The sequence below is a fragment of the Pseudomonas sp. RL_5y_Pfl2_73 genome, from assembly GCF_963970515.1.
Classification (GTDB): Bacteria; Pseudomonadota; Gammaproteobacteria; order Pseudomonadales; family Pseudomonadaceae; genus Aquipseudomonas.
In genome coordinates, this window is sequence record NZ_CAXAPD010000024.1 from 47,128 (window position 1) to 67,852 (window position 20,725).

General features: G+C 60.1%; 19 protein-coding genes. 11 read left to right on the forward strand and 8 right to left on the reverse strand.

Annotated elements, in window-relative coordinates; translation table 11 throughout:
* Positions 1-8 precede the first annotated feature (8 nt).
* Positions 9-1,361: a phenylacetate--CoA ligase family protein gene (locus AACY42_RS21370; protein ID WP_339482109.1), complete on the reverse strand. Its 1,353-nt coding sequence runs from the start codon at positions 1,359-1,361 to the stop codon at positions 9-11.
* A 645-nt stretch (positions 1,362-2,006) separates the two neighbouring features.
* Between AACY42_RS21370 and AACY42_RS21375 the strand changes: the two genes are divergently transcribed.
* The 3 genes from AACY42_RS21375 (at position 2,007) to AACY42_RS21385 (ending at position 4,949) form a co-directional block, all read left to right on the forward strand.
* Positions 2,007-3,488: an anthranilate synthase component I family protein gene (locus AACY42_RS21375; protein ID WP_339482165.1), complete on the forward strand. Its 1,482-nt coding sequence runs from the start codon at positions 2,007-2,009 to the stop codon at positions 3,486-3,488.
* Positions 3,485-4,069: an anthranilate synthase component II gene (locus tag AACY42_RS21380; RefSeq protein WP_339482110.1), complete on the forward strand. Its 585-nt coding sequence runs from the start codon at positions 3,485-3,487 to the stop codon at positions 4,067-4,069. The genes AACY42_RS21375 and AACY42_RS21380 overlap by 4 nt, the downstream gene beginning before the upstream one ends.
* A gap of 79 nt (positions 4,070-4,148) precedes the next feature.
* Positions 4,149-4,949, forward strand: coding sequence for a helix-turn-helix transcriptional regulator (locus tag AACY42_RS21385; RefSeq protein WP_339482111.1), 801 nt, complete (start codon positions 4,149-4,151; stop codon positions 4,947-4,949).
* A 387-nt stretch (positions 4,950-5,336) separates the two neighbouring features.
* Here AACY42_RS21385 and AACY42_RS21390 read toward each other — a convergent pair whose 3' ends face one another.
* Positions 5,337-8,357: an EAL domain-containing protein gene (locus AACY42_RS21390; protein WP_339482113.1), complete on the reverse strand. Its 3,021-nt coding sequence runs from the start codon at positions 8,355-8,357 to the stop codon at positions 5,337-5,339.
* A complete protein-coding gene (locus tag AACY42_RS21395) occupies positions 8,345-9,364 on the reverse strand; it encodes a substrate-binding domain-containing protein (protein ID WP_339482166.1) in 1,020 nt (339 codons plus the stop codon). Before AACY42_RS21395 ends, AACY42_RS21390 begins: the two co-directional genes overlap by 13 nt.
* A gap of 461 nt (positions 9,365-9,825) precedes the next feature.
* Here AACY42_RS21395 and AACY42_RS21400 point away from each other — a divergent pair, with 461 nt between their 5' ends.
* Both AACY42_RS21400 and AACY42_RS21405 read left to right on the forward strand, forming a co-directional pair.
* Complete coding sequence (locus AACY42_RS21400) at positions 9,826-10,800, forward strand: quinone oxidoreductase family protein (RefSeq protein WP_339482114.1); 975 nt, start codon at positions 9,826-9,828, stop codon at positions 10,798-10,800.
* Positions 10,801-10,876: 76 nt separating this feature from the next.
* A complete protein-coding gene (locus AACY42_RS21405) occupies positions 10,877-11,326 on the forward strand; it encodes a substrate binding domain-containing protein (protein WP_339482167.1) in 450 nt (149 codons plus the stop codon).
* On the opposite strand, the gene AACY42_RS21410 is transcribed toward AACY42_RS21405, so the two are convergent.
* On the reverse strand, positions 11,221-11,583 hold the full coding sequence (locus AACY42_RS21410; RefSeq protein ID WP_339482115.1) for a hypothetical protein: 363 nt from the start codon (positions 11,581-11,583) through the stop codon (positions 11,221-11,223). The genes AACY42_RS21405 and AACY42_RS21410 overlap by 106 nt on opposite strands.
* 224 nt (positions 11,584-11,807) lie before the next feature.
* Between AACY42_RS21410 and AACY42_RS21415 the strand changes: the two genes are divergently transcribed.
* Positions 11,808-11,945, forward strand: a complete 138-nt coding sequence (locus tag AACY42_RS21415) for a hypothetical protein (protein ID WP_339482116.1) — start codon at positions 11,808-11,810, stop codon at positions 11,943-11,945.
* Positions 11,946-12,054: 109 nt separating this feature from the next.
* On the opposite strand, the gene AACY42_RS21420 is transcribed toward AACY42_RS21415, so the two are convergent.
* From AACY42_RS21420 to AACY42_RS21430, 3 genes are all read right to left on the reverse strand, one after another.
* Complete coding sequence (locus tag AACY42_RS21420; RefSeq protein ID WP_339482117.1) at positions 12,055-13,797, reverse strand: OPT family oligopeptide transporter; 1,743 nt, start codon at positions 13,795-13,797, stop codon at positions 12,055-12,057.
* A 199-nt stretch (positions 13,798-13,996) separates the two neighbouring features.
* Positions 13,997-14,404: a VOC family protein gene (locus AACY42_RS21425; RefSeq protein WP_339482119.1), complete on the reverse strand. Its 408-nt coding sequence runs from the start codon at positions 14,402-14,404 to the stop codon at positions 13,997-13,999.
* Positions 14,405-14,427: 23 nt separating this feature from the next.
* Complete coding sequence (locus tag AACY42_RS21430) at positions 14,428-14,853, reverse strand: YciI family protein (protein ID WP_339482121.1); 426 nt, start codon at positions 14,851-14,853, stop codon at positions 14,428-14,430.
* A 69-nt stretch (positions 14,854-14,922) separates the two neighbouring features.
* Between AACY42_RS21430 and AACY42_RS21435 the strand changes: the two genes are divergently transcribed.
* Genes AACY42_RS21435 through AACY42_RS21445 form a run of 3 tightly spaced genes read left to right on the forward strand, consistent with a single transcriptional unit; the run spans position 14,923 to position 16,661 of the window.
* Positions 14,923-15,117 carry a hypothetical protein gene (locus AACY42_RS21435; protein WP_339482123.1) on the forward strand — a complete coding sequence of 65 codons (195 nt, stop codon included), beginning with the start codon at positions 14,923-14,925 and terminating at the stop codon, positions 15,115-15,117.
* Positions 15,057-15,368 (forward strand): ester cyclase, encoded by a 312-nt coding sequence (locus tag AACY42_RS21440; RefSeq protein WP_339482125.1) that lies wholly within the window; start codon positions 15,057-15,059, stop codon positions 15,366-15,368. Before AACY42_RS21435 ends, AACY42_RS21440 begins: the two co-directional genes overlap by 61 nt.
* A 48-nt stretch (positions 15,369-15,416) precedes the next feature.
* Complete coding sequence (locus AACY42_RS21445; protein WP_339482126.1) at positions 15,417-16,661, forward strand: MFS transporter; 1,245 nt, start codon at positions 15,417-15,419, stop codon at positions 16,659-16,661.
* Positions 16,662-16,687: 26 nt separating this feature from the next.
* On the opposite strand, the gene AACY42_RS21450 is transcribed toward AACY42_RS21445, so the two are convergent.
* Entirely contained in the window at positions 16,688-18,679 is a 1,992-nt protein-coding gene (locus AACY42_RS21450) for a sigma-54 interaction domain-containing protein (protein WP_339482128.1), read from the reverse strand.
* 191 nt (positions 18,680-18,870) lie between these two features.
* On the opposite strand from AACY42_RS21450, the gene AACY42_RS21455 reads away from it, so the two are divergent.
* A complete protein-coding gene (locus AACY42_RS21455; RefSeq protein ID WP_339482129.1) occupies positions 18,871-19,893 on the forward strand; it encodes a Gfo/Idh/MocA family oxidoreductase in 1,023 nt (340 codons plus the stop codon).
* Positions 19,890-20,681 (forward strand): TIM barrel protein, encoded by a 792-nt coding sequence (locus AACY42_RS21460; protein ID WP_339482130.1) that lies wholly within the window; start codon positions 19,890-19,892, stop codon positions 20,679-20,681. The genes AACY42_RS21455 and AACY42_RS21460 overlap by 4 nt, the downstream gene beginning before the upstream one ends.
* The last annotated feature ends 44 nt before the right edge of the window (positions 20,682-20,725 follow it).

Genomic DNA, 20,725 nt, shown 5'->3' on the forward strand with positions numbered 1-20,725 from the left:
CGGTGACCTCACTGGCCTTGGCGCTGATCGACGATGCGCGCTTCTTTCCAGCTGAACCAACTGCCAAGGTTCACATGCTCGGCCAGATCGCCCACCACCATGACCGTGGCATCGACCCCCAGCCGTTCGCGCAGGCGCTCCTTGATCAACAGCACCAGACGTCCACGATCGCCCTCGAAGAAGCGCGACATTTCCAGCTTGGCGATGACGGTGTCGCGATCATTGGCGCGACTGAGGATGATCTGGTAACCAAGGCATTGTTCGACACCTTCAAGCAGCGCCTGCTCGATCTGTGCGGCCGAGAAGGCGCGATCGTTCAGTTGCACGGCATCCTTCACCCGACCAACGACCTTGACGGTGTGGCGCATCGATTGCGCATAGCCGGGACGCGACTGGATCGAGACTAGGTCACCGGTGCGGTAGCGGATCAACGGCTTGCTGCCAGGGATCAGCATGGTCACGCACAACTCGCCGTCGCCGGTGCAGCCCAGGCTTTCCCCGGACTTGGGATCGAGCACCTCGATGATGTAGTTGAGGCGATGAGGCACCAACTGGTCGTTGGCGTTGCAGGCCGCGATGATCATCGCTTCCTGGGAACCATAGAGGCTGTTGTAGGCCTGCGCGCCCCACAGACTGTAGAGGTTGTTCTTCAACGCAGGCGTGCACAGCTCGCCGCTCATCATGAACGCGCGCAGAGCGAAGTCCTCGCGTGGGTTCAAGCCTTGGCGTTCAGCTTCCTTGGCCATGGCCAGCAATAGCCCCGGCGCCGAGGCGAGCACGCCGATCCGCAGGTCCTTGAGCAGTTGCAGTGCCTTGGGCCAACCGATCACCGGTGAGTGCGGCCAGATCTTGGCATTGCACAGGTCAAGCTGGGTGCAGACATCGCCCAACGTGTCACCGAAGGAATGGACCTCGGTGGGCCCCATGATGCCGACCACAGTCTTTTCGCCCGGGAAATGCTTTTCGATCACGGCCTGGTAGGCCATGGCCAGTTGGCGATTGCTCGCGTAGCTTTCCTTGCGGTCCCGTGGGCATGGCGTAGCGGGCCCGGTGGTCCCCGTGGTCTCGTAATAGAAGATGCTGTCTTCCAGCGGGCCGGACAAGATGTCGAAGCCTGCCTCGCGCAAGTCATCCTTGGTCGTGAATGGCAAGGTGGCGAGATCATCCAAGGTCAGCGAGCGCTCGTCGACCTGGGCAAGGTGCCTGGAATAGAACGGCGAAGACCGCTTCACGTGGCCGATCACTTCTCGCAACTGTTCCTGGTGCCAGGCCGCCAGCGCGGTGTCGCTGAGGACGTCGGTCCAATAGGCATGATGAATCGGATCGTACCGCTTCTTGAATGTATCTAAATGCTCTTTCATTTCAGCCGCTCAGGATTGATGGGTTACTGGAACTCAACGGCCGCTACGTTAGTAACAGAACTTACAAATACCCAGCTGTGCTATCTCACAGTTGTGCGCGCACGAGTTTCTTGTTAAAGGCACACGCGGTTACATACGCGTAGGGATAGCTCTTCGTCCCATCGACATTCAGAAACGAATGAAAGATTAATATTCCCTCAGCAGTTGACAGCCCCAGGGCACGCTGGTAATTTCGCCGCACTGCCAATTATTCCCGCAGTGCTTAGCCAAGACTGGGATGTCTAAAAATGTACTATCACCTTTCTGCTATCAGTTCCTCCCACAGCTATCCCGACAGCTGTTCCCGGGCCATTCTGGCCATCTTCAAAAGCAATATCTGGCGTCGCTAATCTAGCGAAGACCGGAGCCTGTCTGCTGCCTGCCAGCAACGTCCTGATCTTTCCCCTCTGAAATCGAAGGCGCTCACGCCTTGTGCCCTGCGCAACAATTGGCTGCAATCCATTGCAAGCCTTTTAGTGCGCGCGACATGAACAGCGTCCGCCCCGTCTATTCAGAATATCCGTCAACACGTATTTAAAGTGCCTGCGCGCTTTATATTCCCGTGGCGCTCTCTTAATCGAGCGCCTGAATCGTTACACCTTGAATATGGTATTAACCGTGAATACAAATTTAATTGGCGTGAATGTTCTTCGCCGCGAAGAACGTCGACCTACGGATGCACTTGGCATATATGCAAATGCACTGGAACAACTGGGTCGAGAATCTGTTTTCATTCTTGAATCACTGTCCGGCCCAAGCCGTGATCGTCGGGCGACGATCATCGGGCTCGAACCGCTTTTCGAAGTGTGTATCAACGAGGGCCAGGCCCAGCTGCGCGGCTGCGCCGCCCTGTGCGAACATCTGTCCGCGAGCCTGCGGCAAGTGGGCATGCAGGTCGATCAGGAACACAAGATCCATCTACCTGACCGCGAGGCCGCGTGGAACCTGCTCCGGGCTATCCAGGCAACGTTCCAGCCTGCGTCCAATGCCCCGGCCAGCCTGGCCTTCTTCGGCTATTTCTCCTACGACTGCGTTCGCCTGATCGAGCGACTTCCCGATCTGGCCAAACAGACCTACGACTACCCGCTCATTGCCCTGTCGGTCTACCAGACGCTGGTTTATTTCCACAGCAATGGCATTGTCGAAACCCTGATCAACAACCACGATCTCTGGGCGCCCCGTACATTGGAGGACTACCCCTTCCTGAGCACAACCCCGGCACCCGAGGCGCTGGCGCCGCGCCCGTACCCCGAGGGTTTCGAGGAGGAACGCACGGTGACCCCGGAGCAATTCGTCGAGCGTGTCGAAGTGGCGATGGAGCACATCCGCGCCGGCGACGTCTACCAGATCCAGCTCGGCCATGAGATTCGCATCCGCTCGCAGGTTTCGCCGTTCGATGTGTACCAGAACCTGCGCCTGCGCAACCCTTCCCCCTACATGTACCTGGCCCACGTAGGCGGCATCGACCTGATCGGCGCCAGTCCCGAGCTGTTCGTCAGGATCAAGGACGACTTGATCGAGATGCGCCCGATCGCCGGCACCGTGGGCAAGAAGCCTGGCGTCGATCCAACTGAGTTGGTCCTGGAGCTGACCCGCTCCGAGAAGGAACGCGCCGAACACCTGATGCTCATCGACCTGTGTCGCAACGATATCGGTCGCGTGTGCCAGGCCGGCTCGCTGGAGGTCGATGAGTTCATGCTAGTGGAAGAGTACTCACACCTCTACCACATGGTGTCGAACGTTCGCGGCTTGCTGCGCCCGGGCCTGGATGCCTACGACGTGATCAAGGCATCGTTCCCCGCGGGCACCATGTCCGGCGCGCCCAAGGTCAGGGCGATGGAGCTGATCGAGGGAATGGAGAGCAACCGCCGAGGTATTTATGCCGGGGCCCTTGGCCTGGTCGGCTTCGATGGCAGCGTCAACACCGCGTTGTGCATTCGCTCGACGGTGTTCGACGAGGGTACGTACCACTTGCGTGCATCCGCCGGCGTGGTGGCCGATTCGGTGCCCGCGCTCGAGTGGAAAGAGACGCTGTACAAGATGGGGTCCGTCTACCGGGCAGTCACCGGCCAGGAGATCGCACTGTGAAAGTATTCTTGATCGACGCCTATGACAGCTTCGTCTTCATCATCAGCCAGTACCTGGAACAACTGGGGCTGGAAACCCACGTCGAGCGTCACGACGCACCGGACCTCATCCAGCGCATTGAAGCGTTCTCGCCGGATTTCTGCGTGTTGGGCCCTGGGCCTGGGCATCCGGCCGATGTGGGCTACATCGAAGTGATCAAGCACTTTCAGGGGCGCCTGCCGCTGTTGGGTGTGTGCCTGGGTCACCAGGCCATCGGCCTGGCCTTCGGTGCCCAGGTTTGTCGAGCCCCACACGTGATGCACGGCAAGGTGAGCACGATTGAGAACGATGGCAAGGGCGTCTATGACCACACGCAGGCACGTGCGATACGGGCGACCCGCTACCACTCGTTGATGATCAGCGACCAACCGTTACCCGACTGCCTGGAGATCACGTCCAGATCCGCGGACGACGGCTATGTCATGGGTGTGCGCCATCGCCACCTGCCGGTGGAGGGCGTGCAGTTCCACCCTGAAAGCATCCTCACCGAAAACGGCCTGGACCTGTTCCGCAGTTTCATCCGGTGTTACGTGCACAAGTGATCCACCCGGAAGGGGCACACGCCCCTTCTTTTCCGTGCTCCGACTGTTTCATTCCTGCTACAACTAGAGCGATCCGTTTATGGACAAACACCACTCCCCCGCCTGCGCCCGAACCCAGGCCGAGCGTGCCGTTACGCTGACCGCCTTCACGAACCTCGCCAAGGATGCCAACCGTTGCGATTGGGAGCGCCTGCTGAACAAAGTGCTGCGCCAACTCGGCTTCGGCAGCTACCTCATCAGCCTGGGGCCGACAGCAACGAGGGATACCGACCCTCTCGCCGGCCTCATCACCACCTTTCCCAAACACTGGCTGGAGCACTATCGCTGTGACGGGCTGATCGAGATCGACCCGATACTCAGGCACTGTCGACGCGAACTGGTGCCGCTTTTCTGGGACAGCGAGCGACGGCGCGCCCGGGGACGCTCCCGGCACTTCTGGGAGCAACGCGAGCAACACGGTCTGCGCAGCGGCGTAAGTATCCCGCTGCGCTACGAAATGCTCAGGGGAACACTGAGTGTGGCCTTCGACGACACACAGATCACCGAACAGAAGGGTTTTTCCAACCCCGCTGTTTATCAATTGTTCATGCTCATCCCCTACCTGCTCGCCGGAATGCGGCATCAGTTACAACGACCTGCCCAACCGCGCCAGGACCTGACGCCCAAGGAAATGGACTGCCTGTACTGGGCCAGCGAAGGCAAGACCACCTGGGAGATCAGCCACATCCTGACCTGTTCCGAACGCACCATCGACTTCCACCTGCTCAATGCCCGACGCAAGCTGGGCTCGGTAAGCCGCCAGCAGGCCGTCAGTGCCGCGGTGGCCTGTGGGCTGGTCATGCCAACCCTTATCTCGCCGACTTACCGGTGCCAAAAATGAGCACAGACGTGGTCTCCAGGACAGTCCATCCTTAGGAATAACCTGACAGCATATTCAAATCAGCCATGGCAAGCTTGCGACCTGCAGCGCAGGCCCATGTACAGCCGGGCAACCATACCCCGTGCCTGATGCAGAGAAGCTCGCCAGCACCCTGAAACTGCAAAAGCCCCTGGATACCGACGGCTACGTTGACTACCAGCGCCGCCTCGGCAACGGCGCGCCCTGCGAGTGCTCTCCACGGAAAACAAGGACAACGATCTCTATGTGGGTTGCAGCTATGAACGGGATACTTGCTGAGGCCTGGCAGTGAATGACGACGCGCCGGCTCGCTCATGGTTGAATTTGCCCGCCCCGGCCCGAGCCCGGAAATACCGGAAGGCCGAGTCATCAATGCCCAGGCATTGGACGATTTTGGCGTTTTACATCGCGCTTTTGCCTTACCGAATCCGGGCTCGCCATGCGGCTCGCTTGAGGCACCCGGGGCGTACGCAATAACAGACCGATCTCCTGCGCGCTGACCGCTTTGCTGAAAAAGTGTCCCTGGATTTCATCGCAGCCGTTGTCACGCAGGAAGGTTTGCTGCTCCTGGGTTTCGACACCTTCGGCAATGACCTTGAGGTTCAGCTTGTGCCCCAACGAAATCACGGCGGTGGCGATGGCCTTGTCGTTCTCGTTGTCGGGCAGATCGCGCACGAAAGACTGGTCGATCTTGAGCCTCGCGATCGGGAAGCTTTTCAATGCGGCGAGGCTGGAATAGCCGGTGCCGAAGTCGTCGATCGAGAGGCTGATCCCCATGGCTTGCAGGGCCTTCATTTTGCTGATGGCTTGCTGAAGGTCTTGCATGATCAGGCTTTCGGTCAGCTCCAGCTCAAGGTACATCGGGTCCAGTCCGGTTTCCTGCAAAGCATGCAGCACCCGGTCGATCAGGTCCCTTTCGATGAACTGGCGGGCTGAAATGTTCACCGACACGGTGATCGGTGGCCAGCCGGCATCCTGCCATGCTTTGTTCTGCCTGCAGGCGGTATGGATCACCCAGTCGCCGATGGGCACGATCAACCCGGTCTCTTCGGCCTGGGGTATGAATTTGATGGGAGAGACCATGCCGAGCTCGGGATGCTGCCAGCGGATCAATGCCTCAACGCCGATGATCTGGCCTGACTGCAAATCCACCTGTGGCTGGTACAACAGCAGGAACTCGTCGTTGTTGAGTGCGCTTCGCAGCCCGTCTTGCATGGCGAGCTTGCCCTGGACCTTGTTATTCATCTCGCTGGTATAGAACTGGAAACTGTTGCGCCCCAGCTCCTTGGCCCGGTACATGGCGGCGTCCGCATTGCTGAGCAACGTGTCGGTGTCGCTGCCGTCGGCCGGGTAAGTGGCCAACCCCATGCTGCAGGTGACGTGGAGCGTATGGCCGCTGAGTTGAATCGGCCGCAGGATGGCTTCCTGGATTTTGTGCAGGACGGGCGTCACGCCGTCCAGGTCCGAGGGCTGGTCGAACAGGATGATCACAAACTCGTCGCCGCCCAGTCGCACGACGGTGTCGGTACGCCGTACACACCCCAGCATGCGCTGGGCAACGGTTTTCAGCAGCTCGTCCCCGGCACTGTGCCCAAGGCTGTCATTCACCAATTTGAATTTGTCCAGGTCGAGAAACACCACCGTCACCAGCCGGTCGTAGCGCTGGGCATAAAGAATCGCCTGCTTGAGACGGTCTTCGAGCAGTGTGCGATTCGGTAGCCCGGTCAGTGCGTCATGGTCGCCCATATAGCGAATGCGCTTTTCGGTCAGTTGGCGTTCTATTGCAATGCCGGCGAGGGGTGTCGCCATGTCGATCAGTTGCGTCTCGGCCGGGCTGGGGCTGCGCACGGTGTTGGCGTACAAGGCAAACGTACCCAGGACCTTTCGCTCATGGGACAGAATCGGCGTCGACCAGCAAGCGCGAAACCCATAGGGCGCCACGAGTGAACAGTACGCTTCCCACAGTGGATCCTGCTCGATGTCCGTGACGATGACTGGCTCTCGTCGATACGCCGAGGTACCACATGAACCGACGTTCGGACCGATTTCAATTCCGTCGATGAGCTGGCTATAGGCTTTCGGCAAACTGGGTGCAGCCCCGTGCAGCAGGTGCTTGCCCTCCTCGTCCAGCAGCAGGATGGAGACCTTCATGCCCTCCAGTTGGGATTCGACCAGGTGCGCCAGGCTGTCGAGGACCTCTGCAAGCTCGGTGCTCCTGGCGATCAGTTCCAAGACATGACCTTGCCCGGCACGAACGATCGCTTCTTGCTCCAATCGATCGTTTTGCACGGCGAGCCGTTCGGTGGCGATACTCAGTTGGGCCGTTCTTTTCTCCAACTGAAGCCGGTCTTCGAGGAATTGATTCACCGCCCGCGCCATGTTGCCAATCTCGTCATTCCCATGGTCAGCCATCATCACATGCGTTTTGTCCGTGTGTTCCTGGCGCAATTGCCGGCTTATTTCATTCAGGCGCACGAGTACATGGCGGCCCATGAAGACCCGGGTCACAAACCAGGCGAATACCAGGCTGGTGCCCAACATGATCAGCACCCATTGCTGGCTGCGATTCGAGGCCTCGACCAGACGCTGCACCGCTTCGCGATAGTCTTCGGTGTAGGCACTCGATTGCGCGCGGGCCACCGCGACCAGCACCCCGGCCTCATGATTGAGTTGTTCATTGAAGCGCTGCAGGGCGTTGTGCTGGTTGATGAGCGTCTGGCGCAGGGAGAAGAGATCCGGCGTCTGCACATCAGCGTCGGACAACGTGTCTGCGGTGCGTGACAGGCGCTCATATCGGGCCCGCAGCCGTTGCACGGCCTCACCGTCAACCGCCTGCGGCAGATCGAAAAGAAGCACCGCCATTTCCAGGCTGACCCGGGTCTGAGTCGCCGTTAATCGGGCGGTGTGATCCTCCAGCGCTTGCTCGAAGGTGACCTCGGTTTGCAGCAGGCTTTCTCGCAGCTGCGCAACGATGTTGGCGGTATTGCGGAACATCTGACTCGACTGATGCATGTCGAGTATCGCCACGCCACTGTTCGCGGCAGTCAGTTGCTGCACCCGTTGATCGAGGGCTTCAAGCTGTTCGACGGTCGCCGCGTAGCTTGAACGCAGAATGTCGGGGGAGCGGGTTGTCAGAAGCTGGTCGGTCTGGCGTTCGATCAGCAAGGTGTGCTGCACCATGTCTTGCCCATTTTGCATGCGCACCAGTCGTTCATCCGTCAGTAGGCGAGTGGCGCTGTTAGAGGTGCGCAACGCGTAGACCGCTGTGGCGGCGCCTGCCAGGATCAGCAGCGCCAGCGTCAGAAACGCCAGAGTGAATTGTGCGCGCAGCGATTGTGGCAATAGCTGGCGTCCAAACCGCGAAGTCATGTCCAACGTCAGGGGTTCCATTGGTGGCGATAGATGTCTCGATAGCCATTGTCTGGATCGTACTGGAATTTTTTCCCGCCATCGAAGGCGATATTGTCGGCATTGACCAAGTGAATCGGCGCGACGAAGCCGCTCACTGGCTGGCCTGCAAGCAGCCGGTTCAACTCATCCATCACTTGCCAGCCATGCTGGTTGAGCGGCTCGGCCACGGTAACGGTCTGGTAGGTATTTGCCTGTATGCGCAAAAACGCCGAGGCACTGCCGTCACCGGCAGACAACAGACTGATGCCGTCACTGGGTATACCGGCGCTGGTCAGCGAGGCAATCGAGTAGTCGAAATAAATATCGTTGATGGCCAGCGTATGGGTCCAGCGTTTGCCATAGCGCTGAAGCAATTCTTTGGTGATCGCCGGCATCTTCTCGCCACTTTCGGAGATCGCCACATCGCGCACCTCTAGCAACGTACATTCACGACAGGCCCGAATGACGTCTTCCATGGCCTTGGCTTTCGCCATGGCAATGCTGTACTTGGAGTCGGTCAGGATGACCACACCGGCCCGTCCGTTTGACTGCGCCACTGCCGCCATGGCCGTGAGGCGCGCCACTTCAAGCGGGTCGGTCGTGACGTTCATGGCCACCGGTGTGCCGTCAATCGGCCCCGGGCTAGCCCCGGCGTGCCAGCCAACCACCGGTACCTCCTTGCGAGCGAAGCGCAGCAGTGCCGCCTTGTTCTCAAGGGCATCGGAGCCGCACAGGATCAGACCATCGGGGTTCGCTGCCAAGGCATCGGAAAAGGCCTTTGCGCGCCCGGCCGATGAGCCGGCACCATCGAATATCTTCAGCGTCCAGCCCAACGCGTTGGCGGCCTCCCGGGCGCCCTGCGCCACACCGACAATGCCTCCGTTACGCAAATCTTCTGCAACAAGGGCGATGCTCTTGCCCCGCTGGGCTTGCGGGCCGGATTCAGGGCCGCTCCAACGAACGGCGCCGAGGGAGGCCTTGGAAACGATTTCCTGCGCTTGAATCACCGTGACCGTGGGGTTTTCAACACCCGCTGCGGTTGGCAGGTCCTGACCGTATCCGAAGTTCACGGTGAAAAGACAGAAAACCGTTACTGAAGCCATTCGCAATCGCCAGGACCTTAGTAACCTGGGCTCAACCGAACAGGTTCGATCGCCGTATGTGATGGTGTGTCTGGAGCCGGTGGCGCGATCAAAGTCTGGCATGACGTCCCTTTTTGCCAAGAATGCAGTGTTCCGAAAGAATAGTCGGTTCTGCTGCCATCAGGTCCTTTGTGGTTAAAAGTGCGACGCAGGTGATAAAAACCACAGGGATCCGATCAGCCACAGGGGCAACCCACCCACTGATTCAATCAACCGAATGGCTGCACAAGGTGCAGCTATGCCCTGCATATCCAAGGTATTGCCCATGCACTGATCTGCAATCACTCTCCAGTGACACCTGTTTCACATCCTGAGGAGTCGCTGAAATGGTCACTGTCGTTGGTTTTTCTTCCACGGGTGGGCCGGACGTTCTAGAGGTCCGACAAGACGATCCTGCTGCGCCCGGCCTCGATGAGGTGTGGATCGAGCAACATGCCATTGGCGTCAACTACCTCGACGTCACCCAGCGCAACGGCGCGGTTCCCGTCGCCCTGCCTTCGGGGTTGGGCCTGGAGGGGACCGGGTTGGTCGCTGCCGTGGGGGCCGGTGTCACCCACCTCAAAGTAGGCGATCGGGTGGCCTATGCCACCGGCTCGGTGGGTGCCTACGCAAGTGGCCGATTGGTTCCGGCCGGGGAACTGGTGCCACTTCCCGATTCGATCCGTTTCCAGGATGCCGCCGCCGTCCTGTTCAAGGGCATCACGGCCCAATACCTGCTCAAGAGCACTTATGCAGTGGGGTCGGGAATGGTCATGGTGTTGTATGGCGTCGCCGGCGGTGTGGGCGCCATCATGGCCAAGTGGGCCAAGCACCTGGGCGCTTTCGTGATCAGTGTCGTCTCTCGTGCGCAAAGCGTCGAGAAGGCACGTGCACCGGGCTGTGATGAGGTCCTGGTTTTCAATGCACAGACACTGGCGCAGGAGGTGGCTCGAATCACCGATGGCAAGAAGGCCGATGTGGTTTACGACCCGATCGGGCGTGCCTCGTTCGCTGCATCGCTCGATTGCCTGCGCCCGCGTGGGCTGATGGTCTCTTTCGGCGCATCGTCAGGTGCGCCACAAGCGGTCGAAGTGGGCCTGCTGAACGCCAAGGGTTCGCTGTTCCTCACCCGCCCTTCGATTGCCGCGCATACCTGCAGCGTCGAGGAATATCAGGCGCGCGCCAATGACGTCCTGGCGGCACTCCAGGCCGGGATCATCGAACCCGCCGTCTGGAAAACCTACACGCTGGAGAACGCCGCACAAGCCCACGCGGATCTGGAAAGCGGCCGCGCTTCAGGTACTCTCCTGCTCGTTCCCTGAGATGTCCTTGACAAGCCTGGAGACTGTGGGCACGTGATGTGGCGATACGCCTGGGGAACTCAACGATAGCCGCCTGATTGCCAAGCGCCTCGGCGATCATCGGCGCTTTCTTTGCGCGTCTGCTGGCTATATCGAACGATATGGTTGGCCAGCATCACCCACGGAGCTGACCAAGCATAACTGCCTGAGGTTCACGGGGCTGGCGTCTTATCCTGAATGGACGCTTATCAGTGCCAGTGAGCAAGTGACCGTACGCCCCCAAGGCTCCCTCGTCTCCAACGACAGTGAAGCGCTTTTGAGCGCAGCCATTGCGGGTACCGGCATTCTCGGTGCGGGAGAGTGGCTGTTCAGTCGTGCGCTGGCAAACAATGAACTGGTCAGGGTATTACCGGACTGGGAGTTGGGGGCAAAAGGAGGGATCTACCTTATCCGGCCCTCGGCGAAATTCGCCTCCTCCGCCACGTTAGCGCTGAAGGAATGGCTCGAGGGCAAGCTTGTCCAAACGGGCACTGCCAGGTCCTCGTAAAACAGGCCAGCGCCACAATACCAGCCAGTTAAGAAAAACCCTGTGGGAGCAAGCTTGCTCGCGAAGGCGGTGACGAGTGGCATGGTGAAGACAGTTGCTCCCACAGGTTTCATTTCTCTGCGCCATTTCACCGCCCGGTGACGGCCCACCTCATGCACGTCCACATTCACCCCGGATGACGCCAACTTATTGGCACAAAAACCGATGAAATAAAAATAAATTAATGCAGCGACGTTTTCCCGACGCACGGTACCCATGTGCCATTGCTGGGGGTTTAAATCGGAGCCCATCATCCGTAGGCAACCCCGCAAAACGTTTAGTCCGCCGACCTGGACGACAGGAAATATTCAATCGCATCACTCAATGGAGCAACACCGAGATGATGACTGTTTATTTTGTTGTGATGACGATCTGCAGTGGCCCCGAAGGCTGTATCGAGGAACGAAGACCTGGGCCAACCTTTGCTTCCAAGGCAATATGCATGGAGACAGCCAGAGGCATGGCGCCGCACAAAGGCGTGAAGTTCAAGTGTCGCAGCGAACGTACGTGGGTGGTCGAGACAGCGCCAGTAGACGGTTACGACGAAATTGTCTCTACCGAGGCCGCAGGCCAGCCTTAGCAATTTGCGAAACAGGGCAATCGAAGCAATTGCTAAACAGCCCTGGTCGCGAAAATCGTTCCCTGAACGTGAGGGCGCGTGCAGCATTCGAACTTCGATCGTTGCGCCCTCACCCAGTCCCAAGCATCTGCCACAACGACGCCCCCACTCCGGTAATGCTCTCCCCGGCGATCAACCCCGCCGCTGCGGTGATGGCGAAGCGTTCCGTGAGGCTCGGCCAGCGACAGCTCACCAGCCACGTCAGCACCGCACCGAGGGCCATCATCAAGGACACCGAGGCCGGCAAGACGAAGGCCAGACCCAAGGCCGCCGCGCTTGGCAGGTACCGGGCCCGATACCCCGGCAGCAGGCTGTCGAGGATCCCCAGCAACAAACCGACCACGCCGCCGATGAAAATCGCCCAGCGAATGCTCGCTGACAATGAATCCAGGCCCAGGGTCAGGGTTTGCGCGACGGCCTTCCAGGTGGCGACCGCCGGGGCCGGCCACTCTTCGGTGAGCAGCATGGTTTGCGGGTCCGGGATCAGGGTCAGGTAAGCCAACACCCCGACGATGCTACCGACGAAAACCCCCAGGGCCTGGGCGAACAACTGCTTGCGCGGCGTGGCGCCAATCGCCCGGCCTACCTTGAAGTCGTTCATCAAGTCGGTGCACTGCCCGGCCGAACCGCCGGCGGTGTTGGCGCTCATCAGGTTGATCGGCACCTGCCCCGGCGCGACGATGCCAAAGCTCAACTGGGACAATTGTCCGATGGCCCCGATCGGCGGAATGCCCGTGGCACCAACCACCCGGGCGGCCACCGCCGCCAGGCAGACCGCCAAGGGAATGGTCAACAAGGCCATCCACGGGTTGATACCGAACAACAGCACTTGCAGGCTCACCACCAGGATAATCGACACTACGAAACCGGCGGCAGGCCCAGGCTTGGGTATCGTCCAGATCGCCCCGCTGCCCACCTGGGTGGACTGGTGCAATGCCCACAAGCGAATCGCCAACGAGGCCAGGGTCGAGCAGACCATCAGGCTCACCCCCGGCCAAAGCAACCACTCCACCAGCGCCGCGAACTGCGGGCCGCTGCTGCCGTGCGGCAACTGCACCAGGCCTTGCGCCAGCAGCCACGGCGCCAAGCCACCCCACGCCAGCAAGGCACCGAGCAGCAGGGTCAGGCCCACGCGAATGCCAATGATTCCGCCGAACCCCACTAACAACAGCGAAGGATCGGCGGTAAAGGTCAGGCGCTCCAGTTGGGCGCTCGGAGACCAGCGCGGGACGGCCCACATGAAAGTGTCGAGCGCCTTGACCAGCCCGGACAACAACGCGGCGCTGAGCAGCACCTTCAAGCGCTTCGCGGCCTCGTGGCCGTGGTTATAGATATGCAGCAGGGTTTCCAGGGTCGCCATGCCTTCGGGAAATTTCAGCGCCTTGTCATTGAGCAGTGAGGGGCGCAGGTACCAGGCAATCCAAATCCCCAGGAAACTCACCGAAAAGACCCAGGCCACCATGGGAATGGCGTCCAACTGCTGGCCGGTCAGCAACGTGTAGGCCGGAATGGGCGCGACCAGCCCTCCGGAAATGATCGACGCAGCGGCAGAGGCCACGGTCTGGTTGATGTTGCTTTCGTGCAGCGTCCAGGGCAATCGACCCACCGACCGACTCGCCAGGCCTTGCCAGATGCCATACCCCACCAGCAAGGCAATGATCGACATATTGAACGACCAACCGATCTTCAACCCGGCATAGACATTGGAAGGTGTCAGCAGGATACCGAGGACGATGCCCGTACTGACCGCACGCGGACTGAGCTCGCGTTCGACGGTGGCGTTCAAGGGGAATGTGGACGAGATGGGGTGCATGCGAATTCCTTATCGGCACTGAGGCAGCGGCCAAATTCAGACTGATCCCCTGTGGGAGCGAGCTTGCTCGCCACCTCCCACAGGACCACTTAAAACGGCAACTCAATAAGTGAACGCAGTATTGGCGCAAGGTTCACCTGACAGCGACAAACCCTGGAGCGTGTTCACCCGAGGCGTCCACCCATGGGCTGCGCTCGACTTATTTTCCCCCCTCGCAATTAACCATCCAGGCAATCCCGAAGCGGTCTTCAAACATGGCAAAGCGTTCCGCCCAAAAGGTCTGCTCCAAGGGCATGTACACGCTGCCACCTGCACTCAAGCCTTTAAATAACCGCTCGGCCTCCTCCACGCTGTCGACATTGAGGGAGACCGACACGCCTTGCGGCTTGCGAAACGGCTCGCCGGGTGGGCAGTCGGAGGCCATCAGGCTGAAAGCGCCGACGGTCAGGCAAGTGTGCATGACCAGGTTGGGATCCTTGGGCATCCCGGTTTCCTCGGGGGCCTCGGCAAAAGACATGGAAAACAGCTCGCCGCCCAGTACCTCCTTGTACAAGGCGAAGGCTTGCTTGCAGTGACCGTTGAAGGTCAGGTAAGGAATGATTCTCATGGTGGGGTCTCCTGTAGTCGGCTTCACGATTGACCGGACATCTGCGCCCGCAGGCGTTCTTCCTGCTCGCGCAGTTCGGGGGTAAAGGACTCGCCGAACGCCTCGAGTTCGAAGATCTGGCGGATCTCGATTTCACTGTCACTGACCATCGGGTTCGGGCAGCGCTTGACCCAATCGATGGCCTCCTGCAATGACTGGACCTTGAAGATCCAGAAACCGGCGATCAACTCCTTGGTTTCAGCAAACGGCCCATCGATCACCGTCCGGTCCTTGCCGGAAAACTGCACGCGCACGCCCTCGGCACTGGGGTGCAGGCCTTCACCGGCGAGCATCACCCCGGCCTTGACCAGTTCTTCGTTGTAGGCACCCATGGCGGCCAGCAGTTGCGTGCTGGGCATTTCTCCGGCTTCCGATTCCGGGCTGGCTTTGACGATCACCATAAATCGCATGCGCTTATCTCCTGAGAGTGGATGGATTAGGCCGTTCGTGTGGCGGCTCTATGGCTTAATCGAATGGCAATGGCCGAAATCGACAGATCGATGCGATTATTTTTCGAAGGGTTGCATGGCTATCAAAACATGCTGGAAGCGAACTATCGGGACATTCCCGACTTGCGCTTTAAAGTCGAGTTTCTGGTGATCGATCCACCCAAGTGGCAGCTCGCCTGGCATTCAATTGCACGCCAGCTGGGGAGCTCCTGGGGCTTGCGGTGAATGGAGCACGGATCGCCTTCACGGAAAACGTCTTCTACGCCTTCGAGGACGGCAGGATCCGCGAGGTCTGGTCGATTATCGACAAGGAAGCGATCGAAGCTCAGCGCCATTCAACGTCGCGGATGCTCCAGGGCTGCAAGTTTCAACGATCTGTGCATCGTCCCCGCTGGCGCCGCGTCACGGAGCTACCCGAAAACCAAATCCAAGAAGCAATCGTGTCGACATCCATAGTTCGACACACCTCGAAGTGAGGAACCTGTCGATCCCATAGTCTAGGCGCCAACAGGGAGGAGATGGCGATGACACACACCCGTTTTTTTGGAAAAACCGTACTGGCCTGCACATTCATCCTGGCGATTATTGGTTGGGGGATCGGCTTCTATGGGCCGCCGATTTATATGCAAGCGGTGATGGAACGCACGGGTTGGCCGATCGCCCAGGTCTCGGCTGCCGTGACCTTGCACTTTCTCAGCGGCACACTTGTCATCGCCAACCTGCCACGCCTTTACGCACGCTTCGGGATACCCACCATCACCCTGCTGGGCAGCATCGTCCTGGGCATCGGCGTAAACATCTGGGCTCAAGCCAACCAGCTAGGGGGGCTGTATGCCGGCGCCGTCTGCTCGGGGATCGGCTGGGTGACATTGGGGGCGGCGGCCGTTAATACCCTGATCGCGCCGTGGTACATCAAGGAAAGACCCAAGGCCCTGGGCAAAGCCTACAACGGCGCCAGTCTGGGTGGCGTGATCTTTGCGCCGCTGTGGGTGTTGCTGATCGAGCGTTTCGGCTTTGCCACGGCGGCGCTGGTGATCAGCGTCGTCGCCGTGTTGCTCATAGGCGTTTTGGCTTTCCTGGTCTTCAACAAAACCCCACAAAGCCTGGGACAACATCCCGACAATGCAGGCCAGCCGGAACCCTTGCCGATCAGCGCCATGCAGTGGACCGCGATGCAGACACTCAGGTCGGCAAATTTCCGCACCCTGACAGCCGGCATGTCCTTGGGGCTCTTCGCCCAGATCGGCTTGATCGCGCACCTGTACTCGATCCTGGTGGGACGCATGGGGGCGCATGACGCCTCCTTCGCCATGGGGCTGGCCACTGCCAGTGCGATGGGCGGGCGATATGTCGCCGCACGCTTGATGATCCAAGGCATGAACCGCCGACAACTGGCCTGTCTCGGTTATGCCATCCAGATGCTGGGCACGCTGACGCTTCTGGGCCTGGACCTTCACCCGACGATGGCCTGGATGGCCGTGGTGCTGATCGGTTCGGGCATTGGCAATCCCACCTCCTTGCCGCCATTGATAGCCCAGAATGAGTTCAGCCGAGAACAAACCGCCAGGGTGATCGCCCTGATGGTCGCGATCAGTCAGGCCAGCTACGCCTTTGCCCCGGCCTTTTTCGGCCTGGTGCGCGCCCTCTTCACCGATCCGAATCACGCCATCGTCGCCGTCGTGACAGCAGCGGTCGTCGTGCAGGGGCTCGCCATGTTGTCGTTCTATCGGGGCGTGCCCACTCGCCTCTCCAACAAAGCCGCTGTCTGACCTCGCCCCTGACCCTGCGTCACCCGCTAAGAACGGAACGCATCAACCTTGAGTCCAAACCGGCTCATTTTGTTGTACAGCCCACCACGCGACACATTCAGCCGTTGAGCAGCCAGACGGATATTTCCGCGCGTGTCTTTGAGGGCGGCAATGATGGCATTCATTTCGTGGGTGCCAAGGTCCGGCGCCATCCGCGGCTCAGGGGTGCTGTCCCACGTCGATGGTCGCCCTCGCTGCCTGACCTCCAGGGCAAGATCGCTCGGCTCGATCAGTTCAGTCATCGCCAGGTTGGTGGCCCGCTCAATGACATTTTCCAGCTCACGGACATTGCCTGGCCAGTGATAGGCGCCGAGCATCTCTAGCGCCCCTGGCGAAAGGTCCTGCATCGACTTGCGTAGCGACCGGGCACAACGCGCGAGAAAATGCCGTGCCAGCAACGGCACATCTTCGCGGCGCATCCGCAGCGGCGGCACCGTCAGGTTCAGCACGTTGAGACGGTAGTAAAGGTCCTCACGAAAGGCGCCCTCGGCCACCGCCTGGCTCAGGTTGCGGTGGGTGGCGGCGATGATGCGCACGTTGACCCGCAGCGATTTTTTCGCCCCCACTCGTGTCACCTCGCCTTCCTGCAGGACACGCAGCAGGCTGACCTGCGCATCAAAGGACATGTCACCGATTTCGTCGAGAAAGATCGTCCCACCATCGGCCAATTCGAACTTGCCTGCCGACCCACCGCGCACCGATCCGGTGAAAGCGCCTTCGACATGTCCAAACAGTTCGCTCTGCACCAAGTCACGGGGAATGGCGCCGCAATTAACCGCCACGAAAGGCCCGCCACATCGGTCGCTGCCATTATGGATGGCCTGGGCGAACAACTCCTTGCCAGTGCCGCTCTCACCGAGGATCAGCGTGGTCGAATCACTGCGACTGGCAATCCGCGCCAAGTGCATTACATCCTCAATCGCCTGCGAACGACCGAGGATGGTTTCGAAGGTGTAGCTGGCCTGGGTGCCAATGATTCGCCGGGTAATTTCCCGGATGCGTCGGTTCTCGCGCAACGACACAATCCGCCCGCCTTGTTCCAGCGGGCAGACCGACACCAGGCAGGCCAAATGGCTGCGGTCGTGCAGTTCAAAGGTGCAGTCCAGGTCACGCACGCCACCCCCACCCGCGAGCAGGACTGCATCGGTTAATTCGCTCTGGCCCAGGCTCTTGAACGGACTGCCGAGCAGGTCACGGCCGACGCGGAACAACTGCCGTGCGTAATGGTTGAGCGCTTTGATGCAGCCCTGCTGATCCAAGACCACCAAGCCCTCATTGAGCACCTCAAGCACTGTTTGTTGTTCTTCCAGCAAGGCTTGCAGCGCCATCTGCCTCGAGACCGCCTCGGCCGCGGCCTGGACAGTGCCCAGCGTATGGAAGTGAAACCAGCCCGGCTCCGCCGTCAAGGTCAACATGCCCAGCGTCCGGCCTTGAGCATCGCGGATGGGCGCGGCGGCGCAATGCATGCGGCGCTGGCGCAGGCCAAGCCCGAAGTTCTCTTCGGCCAGCACATACACCAAACGGTCTTCGACGATCGCCAGCCCAGTGCAATTGGTGCCCTGTACCGACTCCAGCAGTCGACTGCCTATGGGGGTGAGGTCCAGGCCACAGAAATACAACGTCGTGCCTTCGGCATCGGTCAGGTTGATATGGCCCCGGGGGTTATAGGCGAGCAAACCGCGCATGACTTGCGCCGCAGCGGCGATCAGCACCCGGTTGGCTGCCAGTCTCGCGGCCAGGTCAGTAGGCGCGACAAAACGGTACTCGCCATCTTTCGGATCGAGGCCGGCACTGACGCTGCGCAACCAGGACTCCCAAATCACTCGGCGGATCCCGACAGGCCGATCGATAGCCCCCTGCAAGCACGCTTGCCAGGCCTCATCCAGCGCAGTGCCTGGCCCTTCATTCAACGACGCGGGGCCAAGCGTGGTGAGGTAATCGCGGTCTTCGGCACTCAACGGTGCAGGTTGCTGATTCATTATCCGGCCATGTTCATATTTTCGACATGTCAGTATAGACATGTCGCCTAAATGAACATGACTTTAAATAGCAGCGAATAAAACCCTTTAATATCAATTGTTTAATTATTGGCACAGCGCTTGCTCCTGCCTGGACAGACGAGGACATTCTTACCGCCGAGTCGTAAAAACAATAAAGGGAGTTCAAGTTCATGAGCACATCCAAGACCCTTCGCCTTGGCCTCATCGGCGCCGGCCGCATGGGCAGTTTTCACGGTCTGACCGCCGCCCGACACATCCCCGGCGCCTGCCTAGCCGCCATCGCCGACCCGACCCCCGGCCAAGCCGCACGCTTGGCGGCAGAACTGGACGTGCAGAAGGTCTATACCGACCCACAGCAATTGCTCGATGACCCGGACATCGACGCCGTGCTGATTGCCGCCCCGGCACGCAGCCATGCCGAACTGGTGATCAGTGCGGCCCGGGCCGGCAAAGGGGTGTTCTGTGAAAAACCGATGGCCATCACCCTGGACGAAGCTGACCGCGCCATCGCCGCCGCTGCCGATGCACGGGTGACGCTACAAGTCGGCTTCAACCGTCGCTTTGCCAAAAGCTTGCGCACCGCTCATCTGGACGTGGTTGCTGGCCGGATCGGTACGCCACAACTGCTGCGCTCGCTGACCCGCGACCCGGCGCTGAACAACCCGGCCGCATCGCCACAATGGGTGATCTTCCTGGAAACGCTGATCCATGACTTCGATACCCTGCGCTACCTGAATCCGGGCGCCGAAGCGGTTGAGGTTTTTGTGATGGCCGATGCCCTGATCGCACCGGCCTACAAGGACAAAGGGTTTCTCGACACAGCGGTGGTCACCCTCCGTTTCGAGAACGGCGCCATCGCCACGGCCGAGGCCAATTTCCAAGCCGTGTATGGCTACGATGTCCGCGGCGAAGTGTTCGGCAGCGCTGGCATGCTGACCATGGGCAACGTCAACGACTCTGACTTGCTGCGCTACCTGGCCAATGGGGTCCAGGCCGACACCCAACGCATGGACACCGACTTGCTGCGTGATGCCTATGTGGCCGAGCTCAACCACTTCGTCAGTTGCGTGCGCAGCGGCGAAAAACCTCTGGCCAGCGGTGAAGATGCCCGGGCGGCACTGGCCATTGCCCGCGCCTGCATCGAGTCCTTCCAACAGGGCAAAGCGGTGCATGTGCAAGGAGCTCTTTCATGAGTGTTACACCGTTCAAACTGGCGATCAGTGCCGAGATGGTCTTTCTCGACCTGTCCTTCACCGAGCGGGTCAAACGCATCCATGCGCTGGGCTTCGGCGTCGAGATATGGAACTGGACGACCAAAGACATTCAGGCCCTCGTGGCGACTGGCGCGGACTTCACCTCCATGACAGGCTACATCTCGGGCAACCTGACCGATCCCGAGGGCATCCAGCAACTGCTCGACAGCGCCCAGGAATCCCTGGCGGTCGCCGCTCAATTGGGCTGCCCCAGCCTGAACCTGCATGGCACCGGCCTGAGTGACCTGGGATTGCCGGTCAAACCTGTTGCCCAGACCACCGGCCGCATGTGGTTGAGCGCCTGCAAGACGCTGGAAAAAATCGCCCGCCTGGGCGAGGACGCGGGTCGGGTTTTCCTGCTGGAAAACCTCAACACCGAAGTCGACCACCCGGGCACGCCGTTCGCCCGCTCTGACGACACCCTGGCGTTGATCGAGGCCGTGGGCAGCCCGCACCTGAAGATGAACCTGGACCTCTATCACGCACAGATCGGCGCAGGCAACCTGATCGAACTGATCCAGCGCGCTGGCAGCGCCATCGGCGAAATCCAGGTCGCCGACGTCCCGGGGCGCATGGAGCCCGGCACCGGTGAGATCCATTATCCCGCCATTGCCAGAGCCCTGTTCGGCATGGGATACAGCGGTGTCATCGGCCTAGAAGGCTGGGCCAGCGGTGACAGCGAGGTCGCGCTTGAGCGTTTCAGGCAGGCCTTCACGCTTGATGGATAAAGCTCGCGTCGAATTCACAACATGCGGCAGATTTTCATCTATTG

Excerpts from the sequence above, each read along its gene's own strand:
- AACY42_RS21370 (WP_339482109.1), bottom strand. The coding sequence starts at position 1,361 with ATGAAAGAGCATTTAGATACATTCAAGAAGCGGTACGATCCGATTCAT.
- AACY42_RS21375 (WP_339482165.1), top strand. The coding sequence starts at position 2,007 with ATGGTATTAACCGTGAATACAAATTTAATTGGCGTGAATGTTCTTCGC.
- AACY42_RS21385 (WP_339482111.1), top strand. The coding sequence starts at position 4,149 with ATGGACAAACACCACTCCCCCGCCTGCGCCCGAACCCAGGCCGAGCGT.
- AACY42_RS21390 (WP_339482113.1), bottom strand. The coding sequence starts at position 8,357 with ATGGAACCCCTGACGTTGGACATGACTTCGCGGTTTGGACGCCAGCTA.
- AACY42_RS21400 (WP_339482114.1), top strand. The coding sequence starts at position 9,826 with ATGGTCACTGTCGTTGGTTTTTCTTCCACGGGTGGGCCGGACGTTCTA.
- AACY42_RS21410 (WP_339482115.1), bottom strand. The coding sequence starts at position 11,583 with ATGGGTACCGTGCGTCGGGAAAACGTCGCTGCATTAATTTATTTTTAT.
- AACY42_RS21415 (WP_339482116.1), top strand. The coding sequence starts at position 11,808 with ATGGAGACAGCCAGAGGCATGGCGCCGCACAAAGGCGTGAAGTTCAAG.
- AACY42_RS21420 (WP_339482117.1), bottom strand. The coding sequence starts at position 13,797 with ATGCACCCCATCTCGTCCACATTCCCCTTGAACGCCACCGTCGAACGC.
- AACY42_RS21425 (WP_339482119.1), bottom strand. The coding sequence starts at position 14,404 with ATGAGAATCATTCCTTACCTGACCTTCAACGGTCACTGCAAGCAAGCC.
- AACY42_RS21430 (WP_339482121.1), bottom strand. The coding sequence starts at position 14,853 with ATGCGATTTATGGTGATCGTCAAAGCCAGCCCGGAATCGGAAGCCGGA.
- AACY42_RS21435 (WP_339482123.1), top strand. The coding sequence starts at position 14,923 with ATGGCCGAAATCGACAGATCGATGCGATTATTTTTCGAAGGGTTGCAT.
- AACY42_RS21445 (WP_339482126.1), top strand. The coding sequence starts at position 15,417 with ATGACACACACCCGTTTTTTTGGAAAAACCGTACTGGCCTGCACATTC.
- AACY42_RS21450 (WP_339482128.1), bottom strand. The coding sequence starts at position 18,679 with ATGAATCAGCAACCTGCACCGTTGAGTGCCGAAGACCGCGATTACCTC.
- AACY42_RS21455 (WP_339482129.1), top strand. The coding sequence starts at position 18,871 with ATGAGCACATCCAAGACCCTTCGCCTTGGCCTCATCGGCGCCGGCCGC.
- AACY42_RS21460 (WP_339482130.1), top strand. The coding sequence starts at position 19,890 with ATGAGTGTTACACCGTTCAAACTGGCGATCAGTGCCGAGATGGTCTTT.